The sequence below is a fragment of the Chryseobacterium endalhagicum genome (assembly GCF_016745235.1).
GTDB lineage: Bacteria > Bacteroidota > Bacteroidia > Flavobacteriales > Weeksellaceae > Chryseobacterium > Chryseobacterium endalhagicum.
Genome location: NZ_JAELVM010000003.1, coordinates 66,682 through 80,944 on the forward strand (window position 1 = coordinate 66,682; position 14,263 = coordinate 80,944).

The 14,263-nt window shown below is 38.8% G+C and carries 14 protein-coding genes; 4 read left to right on the top strand and 10 right to left on the bottom strand.

The window, feature by feature from the left end; genetic code table 11:
- The first annotated feature begins 409 nt into the window (after positions 1-409).
- Positions 410-1,237 (top strand): GLPGLI family protein, encoded by an 828-nt coding sequence (locus JET18_RS16065; protein ID WP_202092687.1) that lies wholly within the window; start codon positions 410-412, stop codon positions 1,235-1,237.
- Positions 1,238-1,292: 55 nt separating this feature from the next.
- Here the strand turns inward: JET18_RS16065 and JET18_RS16070 are convergent, their stop codons facing one another.
- Complete coding sequence (locus JET18_RS16070; RefSeq protein WP_202092689.1) at positions 1,293-1,790, bottom strand: GNAT family N-acetyltransferase; 498 nt, start codon at positions 1,788-1,790, stop codon at positions 1,293-1,295.
- Between the two features lie 261 nt (positions 1,791-2,051).
- Entirely contained in the window at positions 2,052-2,618 is a 567-nt protein-coding gene (locus tag JET18_RS16075) for a Crp/Fnr family transcriptional regulator (RefSeq protein ID WP_202092691.1), read from the bottom strand.
- Between the two features lie 77 nt (positions 2,619-2,695).
- Here JET18_RS16075 and JET18_RS16080 point away from each other — a divergent pair, with 77 nt between their 5' ends.
- A complete protein-coding gene (locus JET18_RS16080; protein WP_202092693.1) occupies positions 2,696-3,385 on the top strand; it encodes an HAD family hydrolase in 690 nt (229 codons plus the stop codon).
- 85 nt (positions 3,386-3,470) lie between these two features.
- On the opposite strand, the gene JET18_RS16085 is transcribed toward JET18_RS16080, so the two are convergent.
- The 3 genes from JET18_RS16085 to era all read right to left on the bottom strand — a co-directional run bounded on the left by JET18_RS16085 (position 3,471) and on the right by era (position 7,650).
- Complete coding sequence (locus tag JET18_RS16085) at positions 3,471-5,873, bottom strand: S9 family peptidase (protein WP_202092695.1); 2,403 nt, start codon at positions 5,871-5,873, stop codon at positions 3,471-3,473.
- 406 nt (positions 5,874-6,279) lie between these two features.
- Positions 6,280-6,708 carry a DoxX family protein gene (locus JET18_RS16090; RefSeq protein WP_202092697.1) on the bottom strand — a complete coding sequence of 143 codons (429 nt, stop codon included), beginning with the start codon at positions 6,706-6,708 and terminating at the stop codon, positions 6,280-6,282.
- A gap of 66 nt (positions 6,709-6,774) precedes the next feature.
- Positions 6,775-7,650, bottom strand: coding sequence for a GTPase Era (gene era / locus JET18_RS16095; RefSeq protein WP_202092699.1), 876 nt, complete (start codon positions 7,648-7,650; stop codon positions 6,775-6,777).
- Between the two features lie 228 nt (positions 7,651-7,878).
- Here era and JET18_RS16100 point away from each other — a divergent pair, with 228 nt between their 5' ends.
- Positions 7,879-8,442, top strand: a complete 564-nt coding sequence (locus JET18_RS16100) for a Crp/Fnr family transcriptional regulator (protein ID WP_202094332.1) — start codon at positions 7,879-7,881, stop codon at positions 8,440-8,442.
- Positions 8,443-8,620: 178 nt separating this feature from the next.
- Complete coding sequence (locus tag JET18_RS16105; protein WP_202092701.1) at positions 8,621-8,947, top strand: DMT family transporter; 327 nt, start codon at positions 8,621-8,623, stop codon at positions 8,945-8,947.
- 66 nt (positions 8,948-9,013) lie between these two features.
- On the opposite strand, the gene JET18_RS16110 is transcribed toward JET18_RS16105, so the two are convergent.
- The 5 genes from JET18_RS16110 to gpmI all read right to left on the bottom strand — a co-directional run bounded on the left by JET18_RS16110 (position 9,014) and on the right by gpmI (position 13,946).
- Positions 9,014-9,781 carry a class I SAM-dependent methyltransferase gene (locus tag JET18_RS16110; RefSeq protein WP_202092703.1) on the bottom strand — a complete coding sequence of 256 codons (768 nt, stop codon included), beginning with the start codon at positions 9,779-9,781 and terminating at the stop codon, positions 9,014-9,016.
- Entirely contained in the window at positions 9,781-10,590 is an 810-nt protein-coding gene (gene map, locus JET18_RS16115; RefSeq protein WP_202092706.1) for a type I methionyl aminopeptidase, read from the bottom strand. Before map ends, JET18_RS16110 begins: the two co-directional genes overlap by 1 nt.
- Before the next feature lie 157 nt (positions 10,591-10,747).
- Positions 10,748-11,179, bottom strand: coding sequence for a BT0820 family HAD-type phosphatase (locus JET18_RS16120; RefSeq protein ID WP_202092707.1), 432 nt, complete (start codon positions 11,177-11,179; stop codon positions 10,748-10,750).
- A gap of 92 nt (positions 11,180-11,271) precedes the next feature.
- Complete coding sequence (locus JET18_RS16125) at positions 11,272-12,252, bottom strand: acyl-ACP desaturase (RefSeq protein WP_202092709.1); 981 nt, start codon at positions 12,250-12,252, stop codon at positions 11,272-11,274.
- A gap of 152 nt (positions 12,253-12,404) precedes the next feature.
- Complete coding sequence (gene gpmI / locus JET18_RS16130; RefSeq protein WP_202092711.1) at positions 12,405-13,946, bottom strand: 2,3-bisphosphoglycerate-independent phosphoglycerate mutase; 1,542 nt, start codon at positions 13,944-13,946, stop codon at positions 12,405-12,407.
- Positions 13,947-14,263 lie beyond the last annotated feature (317 nt).

Here is a 14,263-nt window from a genome sequence, read left to right on the forward strand (position 1 = left end):
GGCGGTCTTTTTTGTAATTTAAGCAAAAAATTCAAAATTATTTATGTTTGTTAAGGCGTAAGAAAGTTAAAGATTTTCAGCTAGAGAAATAGTGAAATTGCTTCGTCTTTTTTTTGCTTGTTTTTATACTTTGTTGGACAATCGCTAAGGCGCAAGGTTTCTTGAAGCCTTGTTAATATTTAAGACGCAAGAAAATCGAAGATTTTCAGCAAGGGATGTGAAATTCCTTCCCCGCTTTCCTACTCGCGATGACGGCGGTATTCAATTTTATCGGAGATAAAATCTTTGCGCCTTATACCATGTTTTTGTCATGAAATTTGCGTCTTTGCGCATTACCAACAGGCAACCCGATTTTTGTTTATTATATTTTACTATTTTTGGCCCCGCTATTCAACAGTACCAATAAACCATGAAGAAAATTATTCTCCTGCTCGCGCTTTATGCAGGTTCATTTTATTATTCACAAACGAACAGATTTGTTTATGAACTTCAATACCGGAAAGACGGTTCGGAAGATTACAGAAAGAATCTTATGAATCTGGATATCAGTCCGAAATCTGTCAAGTTTTATGATAAAACATTTGCAGACTATGATTCGATCAATAAAAATGCAAACAGAGCTGTTTCCCGGTACAGCACCAAAACCGACCAGGTGATCGAAAGAGCCCCCAATTCATTTAAAAACAAATGGTACAGGGACTTCTTTGAATATTTTGTGGTGAATACCCATGACGAAATGACCTGGAAGCTGCTTCAGGAAACCCAGGAATATAACGGCTACAAACTTCAAAAAGCCACTACCGATTTCGGAGGCAGAACCTGGAATGCATGGTTTTGTAATGAAGTGAATATTAAAGAAGGCCCCTATAAATTCAGAGGACTTCCCGGCCTGATCTTTATTCTGGAAGACACCGATAAAAACTTCATCTATAAACTGATCAGCAATAAAAAACTGGCTACGGAATATGATACCAAAGAGTTTGTGGAAACCCATTACGGAAAACCTGCTATTCCTATTTCCAATGAGAAGTTCAATACATACATCGAAGAATTTTACGAAAACCCGACAAGGACGTTAGCCGAAAGTATAAAAAACGGTCAGAAAACCTCTTTTAAGAATGAAACCATTGAAACGATTGAAGAACTCAACAAAAAGAAAGTGATGCTTCAGAACGGAATAAAAAGCCGTTACATCTATATTGAAAGAGATAAAGAACCTGCTTTTAAAACTAAATAATTACTGACTTTCGCGAAGCCTCCGGCTTCGCGAAAGTCGTTTATATATTATCAAATTATCCGACTCTTCTCCCCAATATCTTCAAACTCCTTTCAACCCCATCCAAAACAGCAACATCAGGCAGCGTTCCCCAGTCTTCAAACCCAAAATACCTGAACAGCTTCAGACTGGGTTCATTATGAAGGAAAATAAGGGCTACGAGATTGATCACACCAAATTTTCCGGCATTATCAATACAATACTGCAGAATTGTTTTGCCATACCCTTTTCCTCTGCAACTGGCATCCAGATAAATGCTGATCTCCACAGTCCCGCTGTATGCAGGTCTTTCATGGAACGAGCTGAAACTCACCCACCCTATGATTTGATGATCATCCTCAACAATCCACAAAGGCCTGGTTTCAGGATGATGTTCTTCAAACCATTGTATCCGGCTTTCTACAGACACATTTTCAGTATCTGCAGTCACCAGCCTCGAAGGGATGGTAGAATTATAGATCTCAACTATTTTTTCCAAATCTTTCAGATCAGCATTCCTGAATTGTAATTCCATTTTAACAGATTCAATTTTATTTCGTGCAAAAATACGGAGGATAAAGTTTTTGTGAGTAGAAATTCAGTCAATAATTGTAAATAATGTGAGGAAGAGAAGCTGGAAGAGGGAGGATGGAAGTTACTATCAGACGATATTATTAAACAGCTCCCTTTAAATTTGTTGAAACAGATTAAACAAAATTAATAAAAACCATACTGCATTTCTACCTTTGGACCTCAATAACTTCCCTCTTCCATCCTCCCTCTTCCCTACTTTATTTTATTTATCCAAATTCTTCAAAGTCCTGTTCAGGCTTCTCACCGTAATTCCCAGATAAGCGGCCATATCTTCTTTTGAGATTTCAATTTCCTGCTGTGCCTGAAGTTCAAGAAGCTGGCCTAAAGTATGTTCTGCCGCATACAGCTGCTGGTAAGATGCTCTTTTGGAGGTATTGACAATACGTTCTGCAAAGACATCCAGCAAAAGGTTATTCAAAGAAAGATCATTTTCAATCAGGGATTTGAAATAGGGTATCGATACCGCATACACAGTGACATCCGTTACCGTTTCTATGCTGCACAAACATGGAATATTCCGGATCAGTTCAATTTCTCCTGTAATTTCTCCTTTTCCAAGGAATTCAACTATAAATTCCTTCTCATTTTCTTCAACGAAAAAACATTTGGTGATTCCTTCTTTGATCAGCATTATTTTGGAAGGCGTTTCATTTTGGGTCAATATTCTTTCTCCCGCAGAGAATGATTTTATGATAATATCTTCCTTACGCTCCTGTTTCCCGTAAAGATCTTCCATATAATTTAAAAATAACTGATTGGTCCGTAACATAGCTTATCCGGGACAAATGTCCTTTTCTGATTGAATTTTTATGCTGAATTTTGCAGAAAGAAAATTACAAAACTAAAATGAATAATCACATAACCACCATCGCCTTTGATGCAGATGATACCCTTTGGATCAATGAACCTTATTTCCAGGAAGCAGAAAAAGAATTCTGTATGCTTCTGGAGGACTATCTGCCGCAGCATTCCGTATCCCAGGAATTATTTAAAACCGAAATGCAGAACCTCCCTCTGTACGGATATGGGGTAAAAGGTTTTATGCTCTGCATGATCGAAACGGTGAGCAAGGTTTCAGGCGGAACAGCATCCATGCAGGTGATCAACAGAACCCTTGAGATCGGACAAAAAATGCTTCAGGAGCCCATAGAGCTGCTGGAAGGCGTTACGGAAACACTGGAAGCTTTAAAAGGAAAATACCGTTTAGTGGTCGCAACAAAAGGAGATCTTCTGGACCAGGAACGCAAGCTTAAAAATTCCGGACTGCAGGAATACTTTCATCATATTGAAATTATGAGCGATAAAAAAGAAAGTGATTATCAGAAACTGCTGAAACATCTGGATTGCAGGCCGGAAAACTTTCTGATGCTGGGAAATTCAATAAAATCAGATATTCTGCCGGTACTGGAAATCGGAGGTTCTGCCGCTCACATTCCTTATCACATAACCTGGAGCCATGAACAACATGAACATCATCTGGAACATGATAACTTTATGGAACTGAAAAGTATTAATGAAGTGTTGAAGTATTTGTAAAGCGAACATTCACTTGGAATCCTATCAATCCTGAAACATAAAAAAAGCCCGTTCCAATCATGAACGGGCTTTCTCTCAAATTATTTTATTTCTTTAAGCACTTCTCAAGGAACTGATCCTGCTCCCATAAAAGGTGAAGAATATTTTCTTTAGCTGCATAGCCGTGGGATTCTTTTGGAAGAAGAACCATTTTCACAGGAGCTCCCAGATTTTTCAAAGCCTGGAAATATCTTTCCGTCTGTAAAGTAAACGTTCCCGGATTGTTATCTGCATCACCGTGAATCAAAAGCAATGGCGTTTTCATTTTGTCTGCATTCATGAATGGCGACATTGTGTTGTAGATCTCCGGAACATCCCAGTAGTTTCTCTGCTCACTCTGGAATCCGAATGGAGTCAGAGTTCTGTTGTACGCTCCACTTCTGGCGATACCACAGGCATAATCTTTAGAATGAGTCAGAAGGTTAGCGGTCATAAAAGCGCCATAGGAATGTCCTCCTACAGCCACTTTAGTTCTGTCGATATACCCCAGCTGATCTACAGCATCTATAGCCGCTTTTCCATTCGCTACCAATTGCGGAATAAAGGTATCATTCGGTTCTGTTTTTCCTTCCCCGATAATTGGGAACGAAGCATCATCCAGTACAGCATAGCCTTTTGTTGTCCAGTACACGAAAGATCCGTAGTACGGGAATGTAAAATCGTTTGGATTCTGGGTATTCTGCCCTGCTGTGTTTTTATCTTTATATTCTGTAGGATATGCCCAGATCAGCAACGGAAGTTTTTCCTTCTTAGCTTTTCTGTCATAATTAGCAGGCAGATAAAGAGTTCCCGTCAAAGTAACTCCGTCATTTCTTTTGTACGTGATTACTTCTTTGTATACATCTTTAATGCTTTCAAAAGGATTGGCGAAATTGGTTACCGCTTCCGCTTTATTAGATTTAATATTCTTTTTAAAATAGTTCGGATACAGGCTTGGAGACTGCTGTGTCGTAAGAATTTCCCCTTTTGAAGGATTAAGGATATCTATGATTTCTTCTTTACCGTTCTTAATGTTGGAAGTATAGAGCCTTTTCTTCTTAAGTGATTTCACATCCATTTCATCAATAAAAGGATGCTGTCCGTCTTTGGTAAATCCGTCTCCGATCAGATAGGTTTTTCCTCCTTTCATATCAATGACGTATCTTCCGTACTGGTTTTTTGTCGTGGTGAAATTTCCGGGATCACTGTAAACATCCTGATAATTCCTGTCATCGAAAACTTTAGATTCTCCGTTATTAAGATCTACCAGATAAGATTTTGTATTCCTTGTATCATACCAGCCTTCAGAAACTACGGCATAATGATCGTTGGTCCAGCTTACGCCTTCATATCTCTGTTTTGTTTTGAAGAAAGATTTCGGAGCCGCTGTGAACGGAGCTTCCCACGTAAAAATCTCATCCCTGTTATCTACGGTTTTAGACTGGTCTCCTCCATCCAGAGCTTCGGCATATACCAAGGTAGCAGAAGCATCACTTCTCCATGTCATACTTCTTTTTCCGGTTCTTACAGATGAAAATCCTTTAGGCATGATCTCATTCAAAGGAACTTCATTAACCGTTTTCACTGCATTTCCTTTCATGTCGTATACAACCGTTGTTGATGGAAAACGGCTTAGCGGAACGATATAGGAAAACGGCTTTTTGATCACTGTGGTCATCAGGTAATTTCCGTCAGGAGAAAAGCTTAAGCCGGCATACATATCCTGATCTTTCACTTTCTTAAGGTTTCCGGCTAAATCTGCATTATAAATTTCAGAAGCAGTAAGAACCTCAAAGTTTTTTTCATCCTGAGGATTTTTCAGAAGATCCTGATACGTTCTGTTCTGGGAAACTTTACCGTCAGCGGTTGAAACAATCGGTCCTGTCGGAAGATCCTTGCTTGCATCTATCAGAGCAGGTCTGTTTTGCGGAAGCGTCCTGATCAGGAAACTCTGAGAATCATTATACCATGAGTAAGGCATCCCTAAATTGGCATTCAGATTATCAGCTGTAATTTTTTTGGCAGCAGCAGTTTCCATATCCACTACCCAAAGTTCAACTCCTTTAGCGGTTGTATTGGTAAATGCCAGTTTCTTTTCATCCGGTGAAAAAGACATATAAGTAATTTTCGGATTGGCAGGCAGGTTTTTCACCTGAGTCTCATTCTTATCATTGATCTTTCTGATCTTGATATTGTTTGAATAGGTAACGCTGCTTGAAATATTGGTAACCGGATTGATTCTTAGCCCGCCAAGCTTCATTTCCTGCTGGCTGAGATCTTCCAGGGTTTTATAGGTAGGACGATAAGTAAAAACCACCCAATCTTTTTTGCTGTTCATCAGAACACTTGGAGGTCTTTCATAATCTGCAAGTTTTAAGATTTCGGCAGAAGGTTTTTGATATGTAATATTTTCCTGGGCCTCATAGAAATTGAGAAAAGCCAAAAGGCAGATGGTCAGTTTTATCTTCATATAAATTCATTTTTACGAATTTAGTGAATTTTAAGAAACCAAAAGTGTATTTTTTGAAACGTTGTTGCAAAAACCGATTTGTTTATGAAAATCCAGAACTGGAGGACTGTTTTGTTTTTATCGTCAATAAACTATGCAGAGCTGATATCGGGGATGATGATACCCGTGTCAAGGTTTGAACCTTGACACGGGTGCCAAAAACAAATTTCAAGCTTTGTCTTCCGGTTAGGATAAGACAAAAAAAACATACAAAATCCGCATCACAAAATGAAGCGGATTTTGTATGTTAAGCTGTTAAATTAAGGAATTACAAAAAATTCTTTTTAGAAGATCTATTTTATTTTCATGAGAAACAAAAAGGTTGTTTCACAATGAAACAACCTTTTAATATTTTATCTGAACCAGACTACCAGTCTGAAGCTCTTTTTCTTTTTTCTATCATGTGATCTACCGAAATCTTTCCGGCCCCTACAGCCATCAGAAGAAGATACACACACAGGTAAATGAGACTCATTTCTTTCTTCTCAAAAGGATCTGCACCGTGAACCATAAAAGCGGCCACCACCATTGTGAAGATCAGAAAACCAAGCGAAACTCTCGTGAAAAGCCCTAATATGAGAAGTATTGAACACGCAAATTCAGCAATCACCGTAAGAACCAGAGTCACCAAAGGACCCAATCCTATAAAGTCATAAAATTCAATTTTACCGCCTGCCAAAAGCATCTGAAGCTTTGGAAAACCATGAGAAAGCATCGCAAAACCGATAAACACTCTCACTGCAAATAAAATAATATCTTTAGGTAGTGAGCTGGAATTTGACTGGAAGTAGTTCATTTACTAAAAATTTAGACTAAAGATAATAAAAATCTTTTAATAGAACGGAATTCCGGCCGTTTTAGTTTATCGGTAACCAAAATTTTTCAAATCCCTGTCGTTTTTACGCCAGTCCTTTTTCACTTTTACAAAAAGATTAAGGTGAATTTTCTTGGAAAAGAATTTTTCCAGATCCAGTCTCGCTTCAGTCCCTACTTTTTTAATAGCCTCTCCTTTATGTCCGATAATAATTCCCTTTTGGGTATCTCTTTCTACATAAATAATAGAATCAATGAAAATAATTCCCTCTTTTTCTTTAAACTGCTCGGTAACCACCTCTACAGAATAAGGAATTTCCTTATCATAATTTAAAAGGATTTTTTCACGGATCGCCTCGTTAACGAAAAATCTTTCCGGCTTATCGGTATACTGTTCTTTGTCATAATAAGGAGGATTCTCCGGTAACAAAGATCTTAATTTAGGCAGAATAATATCAGTGTTAAAGGCATTCAGGGCAGAAATAGGAAGAATTTCCGCTTTCGGAATCCTGTTGTGCCAGTCGTCTACCAGTTTTTCAAGCCCTTCCTGAGTGGTCTGATCTACTTTGTTCAGCAGAAGCAGTACCGGAACGGGAATTTTATTCAGCTTTTCAATTAAAAATTCTGAAGGTTCGGCTTTGTCTGTTACATCTACAATGAATAAAAAAACATCCGCATCCTGTAAAGAATCCTTTACAAAATCCATCATTTTTTCCTGAAGGCCATATTTGGCGTCTAAAACTCCGGGTGTATCTGAAAATACGATCTGTAAATCCTCTTCATTATAAATTCCAAAAATCCTGTGGCGTGTGGTCTGTGCCTTTTGCGTTACGATAGCCAGTTTCTCCCCCATTAATTGGTTTAATAAGGTAGATTTTCCGGCATTCGGCTTTCCGACTATATTTACGAATCCTGCTTTGTGCATATATTATTTTTTAGGTTCAATATTGAACCGGGCTGCAAAGTTAGTGAAAACAAAATTTAATTGGGTTTTGTTTCCATGAAAAGTAAGTGCAGCCTTTGAAAAAGTAATATATTTATGGCAAAATTCATCTGTGACCAAAGCGGAAAAACATTTACAACGCTGTTTGTAAATATTTTCTACAGATCAAATTTATATTGTATACCTTAAAACTTGACAGCAAAAGAATTCATGGAGATAGACCAGATCCTCGACCGCATTTATGTTCTTCCGGAAGCTTCCAGAAATGCTTTAAAACAGCACATTACAGAAGTTTCCCATCCCAAATCTTTCTGTCTGATGGAAGCAGATAAAATCATTCCCTATATTTATTTTATCAGGAAAGGTATTGTACGCGCCTACGCCTCCACTGCTGAGAATGATATCACATTCTGGTTTGGAAGCGAGGGACAAACGGCACTTTCCATGAAAAGCTATGTGGAAAATAAGCCCGGCTATGAAAGCATCGAACTTCTTGAAGACTGTGATCTTTATGTACTGGAAACCGAAAATCTAAAAAAGCTTTTTGAAGATGATATTCATATCGCCAACTGGGGGCGGAAATTTGCAGAAAAAGAATTGGTAAAAACAGAAGAACTGATTATCTCAAGACAGTTCAAAACCTCTCTGGAACGCTATAAAGACCTTATGACCAACAATCCGGATCTTCTTAAAAGAGTACAGCTGGGCCATATTGCTTCTTATCTTGGAATTACGCAGGTGAGCCTGAGCAGGATCCGGGCGGAGATTAAGTAGTTCGGGGTGCGAGTTTCGTGATGTGTGTTCCGGGATTTCCTGATGCGGTGTTAATGATTTTGAGGTTCGAGGTTTCGGAGTGAGGGATGGAGATTAGGATTTCATTTCATTTTTTAACAATTGTTAAATTTTTTGAGGTTTTAAATGTGGAAATTTGCAGGAGAGAAAATCAAAAAAAATGAATTGGATTATTTTAATCATCGCCGGAATATTTGAGGTTGCTTTTGCATCCTGTTTGGGAAAAGCCAAGGAATCTTCAGGATCTGAGATGTATTTCTGGTACGCCGGATTTCTGGTGACCTGTACAATCAGTATGGTACTGCTGATCAAAGCTACACAAACCCTTCCTATTGGGACAGCTTATGCAGTCTGGACGGGAATAGGCGCAGTAGGAACAGCGCTTATGGGAATTTTCTTTTTTAAAGATCCTGTAAGTTTCTGGAGGATATTTTTCCTGATGACCTTAATTGGTTCTGTAGTAGGATTGAAATCTGTTTCCCACTAAAATCTGATACAACTTCTATCTATATTAAATAAACCCGTCCTCAAATGTGAAGGCGGGTTTATTGTTTTATTTTTTGAAAACTACAGGTAAGATCTCGTTCTCTCTTAACCCGTATTTTTGGATTTCTTCTTCCGAAAAATTCCGGGAATAGAAGTTCGGTTCTGTTTCAAAACCGGCTTTTCTTAAGCGGTCGAAATAGTCCATTCCGTACCAGCGGACGTGATCGTACTGCCCGAAATGTTTCTGGCGTTCTTTAGGATCTGTGATGGAAAAATCTTCGTAGGTTTTCTCCAAAGAATTTCTCATCGGAACCTGAAAGATTCCCCAGCCTCCCGGCCTCATTACCCTGTACAGCTCACTGATCGCCTTTGCATCGTCTTGTATATGTTCCAGAACATGGTTACAAAAGATGATATCAAAACTCTCATCGGCAAAAGGCAGATCAAGAATATCCGCTTTTACGTCTACGATGGGAGAAAAGAGATCCGCTGATATGTAATCCAGGTTTCTCATCATCTTGAATTTCCTCAAAAACTCCTGTTCGGGAGCGATATGCAGAACCTTGGCATTCTTAATGAAAAAATCGGTCTCATTCTGAAGATACAGCCACATCTGGCGGTGTCTTTCAAGGCTTAATGTTCCCGGTGACAATGCATTTTCGCGTTGTTTTCCGTAACCATAAGGAAGGAATTTCCGGTAAGATTTTCCGTCAATAGGATCAAAGAACTTATCCCCCTTGAACAACTGATAGATCAAAGGTCTGGCCCAGATACTCATTTTGATCAGCATCGGGCGGGGTAAAGTATTGAGTAAAAGTTTGGTTACTTTCTTCATTAAAAATCCAGTTGGAATGGCTTTTCTTCATCACTTACGATGCCCAAAGCTTCATAAACATATTTAAATGTAGAAAGCAGTACCGGCTTACCATTGATCACGGCTACATCATGCTCAAAATGCGCAGAAGGCAGGTTATCCAGAGTGGTTACCGTCCAGCCGTCGTTATGGAATTTTACTTTTTCCGTACCCAGATTCACCATCGGTTCAATAGCGATGGCCAAACCGTCTTTAATGACTTTTCCGCTTCCCTGTTTTCCGTAATTCGGAACCTGTGGATCTTCATGCATCTTTCTTCCCAAACCATGTCCTACAAGCTCTTTTACAACACCGTAACCTTCTTTTTCACAATGGGTCTGGATCGCATGAGAGATATCTCCTATTCTCTTGCCTCTCATACACTGCGCAATTCCTTTGTAAAGGGATTCTTTGGTTACCTGCAATAATTTTTTAACCTCAGGTTTTACTTCCCCGATTTCAAATGTATAGGCATGATCTCCTACAAAACCATTCAGGATCACTCCACAGTCTACGGAAAGAACATCTCCTTCTTTTATAATATCATTATTGGGAAAACCGTGTACTACCTGGTCATTCGGGGAAATACACAAAGAATTCGGGAAACCGCCATACCCCAGAAAAGCAGGTTCTGCACCATGATCTTTAATGAAATCGTGGGCAAGCTTATCAAGGTATAATGTATTGATTCCCGGTTTTATTTCTTTTGCGAGCATTCCCAGTGTTTTGGAAACCAGATGCGCACTCTCCTTCATCAGGCGGAGTTCCTCTATTGTTTTTAATTGAATCATTCTTATTTAGATGTTAGATATTAGATGTCAGATATTAGACTTAATGCTTCATGTATATTATTATCTGAAAATTTAAATCATCTGAGTCTCTATATTTTTCCGGTAAATTTTTAAAACTAATTTCTAATCTCTAGTTTCTAGCTTCTGTTTTAAATTTCTACCAAAAAAGTCCTTTTTTCTTTTCTTTTTTAAGTTTGGAGTAGGCCAGAACTTCTTTTCCTTCTACACGGAATTCTATTCTTTCCTGGATGATATTGTAGATTTCGCCCCATCCCGGAAAACCGCCCAGGTTCCTGTCATCAATGAACCAGTCTGCATCCAGTTTTCTGGATTGGTTTTCGGAATCAAAAACTTCTCCTTCAAAGCTTGAATTCACGGCATAAAATTCAATACCGTTTTGTCTGCAGAATTCTACTGCTTCATCCAAAGTTTTTCCATGTCTATATGTCCAGAGGATCAGTCTGTATCCTTCTGCCTGAAGTCTTTTTAATGTTTCGAAAGCGAAAATTTTTGCTTTACCAATTGCCGGATATGCATCATCCACGATAGTTCCGTCAAAATCAACAGCAATTTTTTTATTATTTAACATTTTGTTGTTTTTTTAGCTTTGCAAAGATAAGAAATAAAAAGAGTGCCAAAAAACGATGGCACTCTTAAGTTTTATAATTATGGTCTGTAAGACTAACTTTTCACCCAATTGAACTGGAACTGAAGGTCCGGCGTTGAGATCCTGTCTGTAATTTTCTGAAGTCTTGCAGGAAGTTTCATCAGATATTCCTGAGCTTTTTCGGCTTTTTCATTAAGACCTTTTACATGCTCAATCTTCCATTCATCCAATAAATCTTTCATGATATTGATATAATCCTGACCGGTGTATACCATACATCTTTGTGCTGCATCTGAGAAATGTCCCCAAAGTTCACCCGCTTTCTGACCGGATTGTCTCATCATGTGAGCAGGCATTACGATCTTCTTACGCATCATATCTTCAAATGCAAGGATCATTTCTGAAGGATCTATTTCAAGAATTTTAGCCACGAAATGTTTGTATGCTTTTGCGTGTCTTGCTTCATCTGCTGCAATCACCCCACACATTTTCGCCAGTTTTCCGTTTCCAGACTGCTTGGCCAGTGTACCTACTCTTCTGTGAGATATATTGGTTGCAGTTTCCTGAAAGCTTGTGTATACGAAGTTTCTATACGGGTCCATGCTTGTTCCCAAATCAAAACCGTCATTGATCAGGTATTGAGTGGTAACTTCCACTTCTCTCATATTTACTCTTCCGCACAGATAAAGGTATTTGCTCAAAAGATCTCCGTGTCTGTTTTCTTCAGCAGTCCAGGCTCTTACCCAGTTTGCCCAGCCGATTTCTTTCTGCTCCTGATCTACTCCATCTACTCCCATCAGCCATGATTCATAAGATGGTAACGCCTCTTCTGTGATACAGTCTCCGATAAGAGTTACAAACAGGTCGTACGGCATTTCGCGTGCAAACGTCTGAATTTCTTCCAGATCATATTTAAAATCAGCACTTGAAGGATCCGGAAGGTAGTCGGAAGGCTGCCAGATTTTTTCAATTGGCGTTAAAAATTTATCGAGAAAAGAACCGACTTCCTTTTCCAATATTCCCATTACTTCTTTCCTAACAAGCTTTTGATACATCTTACTATATAGATTTTAATTTGCAAAGATATGATTTATTTATTATTTACCGCATAATAACATATGCGTCTCATACAATGTCTGACATAAATCATACAAAAATGCCGCCAATAATATGATAACGGCATTTTTCTGACAATATTATTGAATTTTTAACTTACTAAAATATCACCTGTCATAATTTCAGGAATATCCACGCCCATTACTTTCAGAATGGTTGGAGCCACATCGCCCAGTTTTCCGGGTTTTAAATTCCAGGTATGGTCTTTATCCATCACAATAAACGGAACAAGGTTCGTGGAGTGCTGGGTATTCGGGGTACCATCCGGATTGATCATTACATCTGAGTTTCCGTGGTCGGCCAAAATGAATACTGCATAACCGTTTTCATACGCTGCCGCGGCTACTTTTTCAATGCATTGATCAACTGTTTCTGCGGCTTTTACTGCAGCTTCAAAAACACCTGTGTGGCCTACCATATCTGTATTGGCGAAATTCAGACATACAAAATCCGCAGTCCCGTTTTCCAGTTCAGGAATAATGGCATTGGTAATTTCATAAGCAGACATTTCAGGTTTCAGATCATAGGTAGGAACATCTTTCGGGCTCGGACAAAGCAGTCTTCTTTCTCCGATGAATTCCTCTTCTCTTCCTCCTGAAAAAAAGAAGGTAACGTGAGGATATTTTTCTGTTTCAGCAATTCTGATCTGCGTTTTACCATTTCTTTCAAGGATTTCTCCCATGGTTTCTTTCAATACCTCTTCATCAAACACAACCTGTACATTCTGGTAGGTTTTGTCGTAATTTGTTAAAGTGATATAATAAAGGTTCAGCTTACGCATAAAAAAATCAGGGAAATCTTTCTGGGAAAGCACTTCCGTAATCTCGCGTCCTCTGTCTGTACGGAAATTGAAACAGATAACCACATCGTCATCTATGATTTTAGCAACCGGAACTACATTTCCTGTGGCTGTGGTATTGACAAGGATAATTGGCTTTAAAAATTCATCCGTTACATTATTATCGTAAGAAGACTTAATGGCTGCCAGGGCATCTGTTGTCTGCAGCCCCACTCCTTCTACCATGGCATCATAGGCCAGTTTTACACGCTCCCATCTTTTGTCACGGTCCATGGCGTAATATCTTCCGATCACCGTGGCCAGTTTTCCAACGGTAGACGCCATATGATCCTGAAGCTCTTCTATAAAGCCTAGTCCGGAATGCGGATCGCAGTCTCTTCCATCTGTAAATGCGTGGACAAAAACGTTTTCGTGCAGTCCGAATTCATGGGCAGCCGTCAGTAATCCTTTTAAGTGGTTGATATGTGAATGTACTCCACCATTTGAAACAAGTCCGATAAAGTGAAGTTTTTTGTTTTCTCTTTTAGCATATTCGAAAGCATCCTGAATGATCTGCTGCTGTCCCAATGTTCCGTTCTCAACGGCCATATTGAGCTTTACAAGGTTCTGATAAACCACTCTTCCTGCTCCTAAATTCATATGTCCCACTTCGGAATTCCCCATTTGTCCTGCAGGAAGTCCCACAGCCAGGCCGCTGGCTTCAAGGGTGGTATGTGGAAATTTTTGATAACAGCTGTCTATAAATGGAGTGTTTGCTTTGTCTAAGGCAGAAACTTCAGGATTCGTTCCCAGTCCCCATCCGTCAAGGATTGCTAGTATTGCTTTTTTTGACATTTTGTATAACTTTTGTTACACAAATTTACCTAATTTCCGATGAATGGAAGAATTTGGAGGGTTTATTTTGAAAACACCGGTCTAAAAATAATATATCCATTGGGCTGTAGGAATATATGATGATGGTATTTTTTTTCTCCCGCAGATTTCGCTGATTGCACAGATTTTTAAATTTATTTGGTTCAAATGATTGTGGGTTTATTTGTGGAAATTATTTGTAATGCCGGAGTTAAGTATTGTTTTTATTTTTTTAACCGCAGATTACGCAGGTTTTCACAGAGGATTGGGTTTTATCTGATCTGAATAATTGTGGGTTA

Coding starts and splice junctions, on each gene's coding strand:
- JET18_RS16065 (WP_202092687.1), top strand. CDS start 410: ATGAAGAAAATTATTCTCCTGCTCGCGCTTTATGCAGGTTCATTTTAT.
- JET18_RS16070 (WP_202092689.1), bottom strand. CDS start 1,790: ATGGAATTACAATTCAGGAATGCTGATCTGAAAGATTTGGAAAAAATA.
- JET18_RS16075 (WP_202092691.1), bottom strand. CDS start 2,618: ATGTTACGGACCAATCAGTTATTTTTAAATTATATGGAAGATCTTTAC.
- JET18_RS16080 (WP_202092693.1), top strand. CDS start 2,696: ATGAATAATCACATAACCACCATCGCCTTTGATGCAGATGATACCCTT.
- JET18_RS16085 (WP_202092695.1), bottom strand. CDS start 5,873: ATGAAGATAAAACTGACCATCTGCCTTTTGGCTTTTCTCAATTTCTAT.
- JET18_RS16090 (WP_202092697.1), bottom strand. CDS start 6,708: ATGAACTACTTCCAGTCAAATTCCAGCTCACTACCTAAAGATATTATT.
- era (WP_202092699.1), bottom strand. CDS start 7,650: ATGCACAAAGCAGGATTCGTAAATATAGTCGGAAAGCCGAATGCCGGA.
- JET18_RS16100 (WP_202094332.1), top strand. CDS start 7,879: ATGGAGATAGACCAGATCCTCGACCGCATTTATGTTCTTCCGGAAGCT.
- JET18_RS16105 (WP_202092701.1), top strand. CDS start 8,621: ATGAATTGGATTATTTTAATCATCGCCGGAATATTTGAGGTTGCTTTT.
- JET18_RS16110 (WP_202092703.1), bottom strand. CDS start 9,781: ATGAAGAAAGTAACCAAACTTTTACTCAATACTTTACCCCGCCCGATG.
- map (WP_202092706.1), bottom strand. CDS start 10,590: ATGATTCAATTAAAAACAATAGAGGAACTCCGCCTGATGAAGGAGAGT.
- JET18_RS16120 (WP_202092707.1), bottom strand. CDS start 11,179: ATGTTAAATAATAAAAAAATTGCTGTTGATTTTGACGGAACTATCGTG.
- JET18_RS16125 (WP_202092709.1), bottom strand. CDS start 12,252: ATGTATCAAAAGCTTGTTAGGAAAGAAGTAATGGGAATATTGGAAAAG.
- gpmI (WP_202092711.1), bottom strand. CDS start 13,946: ATGTCAAAAAAAGCAATACTAGCAATCCTTGACGGATGGGGACTGGGA.